Origin of the sequence: Phormidium sp. CCY1219, assembly GCF_035615515.1 — a bacterium.
GTDB lineage: Bacteria > Cyanobacteriota > Cyanobacteriia > Cyanobacteriales > Laspinemataceae > CCY1219.
Window position 1 is genome coordinate 1 of the sequence record NZ_JAJENT010000368.1, and the last position, 2,382, is coordinate 2,382.

The following is a 2,382-nucleotide window of genomic DNA, read 5'->3' on the forward strand; positions in this document are numbered from 1 at the left end:
AGACATTGTTGCGTCTGTTCTGATTGCTCGTAACGTTGGCTTCGCTAATGTTCAGAGTCGGTACTTTCCAAATCGCAGGGTCTTAACCCCTTAGGAGTGTTTAACGATTTGGTTCTAGAGCCTGGAACTAGCACGCATCCCAGGGTAGGAATGTTAACTCTTGCTCTGAATGTAGCCAGTTAAGGCTTAAGCTGGTCAGCTATCCTGTTGCGGGAGGGCACGAAGCCCCCGTGCTTCAGCCGGGGGTGCTGACTCTCCTGGCTGTTTTAGGGCTTGACAATTTGGGCAAAATTTAGTATCTTAACCAGTCATTCCCGGGGGTAGGGGTTGCATTTCTTCTGCGGAAATCCCAGAAAAATGACGATTTAACATCCCGGAAGGGGACGGACAATCCTCTGGGGTTTCACGAATTGAGAATTGACAAAATTATACCAGTGGTGGAGGTCGGAACTTCAATTTTGCACAGTTCGATTCGCCCGCCATAGGCTTGCACGGTGGGCGCTTCGGGCAGGGTCTCTACGGTCCAGTCTCCGCCTTTGACGTAGATATCGGGTTGCACGGCTTCGATGAGAGGGGCGGCGGTAGTACCGTCAAAAATGATGACGCCATCTACGGGTTTGAGGGCACACAGCACTTCCGCGCGCTGCATTTGCGGGACAATCGGTCGCGGGGGTTGTCCGGGTTTGGTGGGTTTGATGGTTTGCACGGAGCGATCGCTATTTAACCCGACCACCAGCGCTCTCCCCAAAGCTTTAGCCTTTTGCAGGTAACGCACGTGCCCCACATGCAGCAAGTCGAAGCAGCCATTGGTAAATACTAAGGGTCGCCACCGATCGCGATCGGTGGCGATTTTCTCTTGCAATGCATCGATGGTGTAAATCCCGGAAATCATAAGCGAAATTACATCGGTTTGTCTGGGTCTTCCTCCGGCGGGTGATACCCATGCTCGAAGGCAAAGCGCACCAGTTGGGCGCGATTTTCTACCTCTAGTTTGCTCAGGATATGACTGAGATGGGTCTGCACCGTGCGCGGACTGATAAATAACCGCCCTGCAATCTGTTTGTTGGTATAGCCTTGGATGACTTCCCAGAACACTCGCGCTTCTGCTGGAGTTAAAGGGAGTGGATCCGGTTCCCGGTTCTCTATCTCCTCCGATGGGGCGCTGTGCCCCTCTGGATTGACACTGGGCGTCGGGTTGCCCTGGATCCCCGGCGTCGGACTCAGTTGCTGCATCAACCGAATCATCTCGGCATGGATCCGCCGCGATCGCTCCAACTGCGCCTCGATTTTCGCCACTAATTCCAATGGCTCAAAGGGCTTAATGAGATAATCATCCGCTCCGATGGCGTGCCCCTCAATGCGATCGTCGAGTTCCCCTTTACTCGATAGGAAAATAAAAGGCACTAATTTGCCCGCCGGGTTGCTCCGCAATCGGCGACAAAACTCAAATCCATCCATCTGGGGCATCATTACGTCGGACACCACTAAATCGGGCGGATCCCTTTGGAATACCTTTAACGCTTCCGCCCCAGAAGTGACTTCCTCCACTACATATCCCTGCTGTTCTAGATGGCGTTTCACCACCATTCGCAGGATTTTATCATCGTCTACTACTAAAATTCGTTTCATCTGTTTGAGCCGCTGCACCTAAGTTCCTACTCGATATCCCTTGCAGGTTGGCAAACTAGACTAAAATCCTTACTGGAACCGCAATTGACATCTCGGTGGGAAAAAACTACATCTCGGGTGTTGTCAATCATACTTCCCCCTGTAGTCTATTGGCAAAGATGATGCCTTCATTCCAGGGGAAAATCCTCTCCTTTATTTTTATCCCTCTATTCTAGCATGGATTTCAGTTTTTTTACCAACATTTTGCCCCCTTACAACTGTTCTCTAGGAAAATCTTCCCTTATTCAATTTTTAGCGCTATTGGCAACCCCCGTTCCCGCCGTTACGTTTCAACCTTGCAATTTTATTCCCTTTTGAGCCGATTAACTTTTTTTGTCTCCTTTATTATCGCTTGTCAAATTCATCACTCTCTAATTTTATTGTGTAACATAACATTTTTTCGCGAATCACAAAAGGTTTTTATCCTTCGCTTAACTCGATAAAAATCGGATTTTTAGCTATCGGTTTAGTTGCATTATTTTCTTGATTAATTAACAAAAGATACATCGGTTTATTTCTGTAATTTTAAAAAATCATCCAGACAAGCAAATCAACAAATAAACTAAATTCCGGATTCCAATCAAAAGGAATTCAGAAAAAATTGACATCCAGGTTTTTATGCTTAGCATTTCTAACGCTGTTAAACTAAGCAATTCCGTCACCAGAACTACTCGTCTTCAGAACCGGACTTGAGACTTTCACCTCATCCGGCTC

At 47.9% G+C, this 2,382-nt stretch carries 2 protein-coding genes; both read right to left on the reverse strand.

Annotated features, from left to right (window positions below; all coding sequences use genetic code 11):
* Nucleotides 1-403: 403 nt before the first annotated feature.
* Complete coding sequence (locus tag LKK83_RS07095) at nucleotides 404-892, reverse strand: adenylyltransferase/cytidyltransferase family protein (protein WP_324630296.1); 489 nt, start codon at nucleotides 890-892, stop codon at nucleotides 404-406.
* Between the two features lie 8 nt (nucleotides 893-900).
* Complete coding sequence (locus LKK83_RS07100) at nucleotides 901-1,629, reverse strand: response regulator transcription factor (protein WP_324630298.1); 729 nt, start codon at nucleotides 1,627-1,629, stop codon at nucleotides 901-903.
* Nucleotides 1,630-2,382 lie beyond the last annotated feature (753 nt).

Excerpts from the sequence above, each read along its gene's own strand:
- LKK83_RS07095 (WP_324630296.1), bottom strand. The coding sequence starts at position 892 with ATGATTTCCGGGATTTACACCATCGATGCATTGCAAGAGAAAATCGCC.
- LKK83_RS07100 (WP_324630298.1), bottom strand. The coding sequence starts at position 1,629 with ATGAAACGAATTTTAGTAGTAGACGATGATAAAATCCTGCGAATGGTG.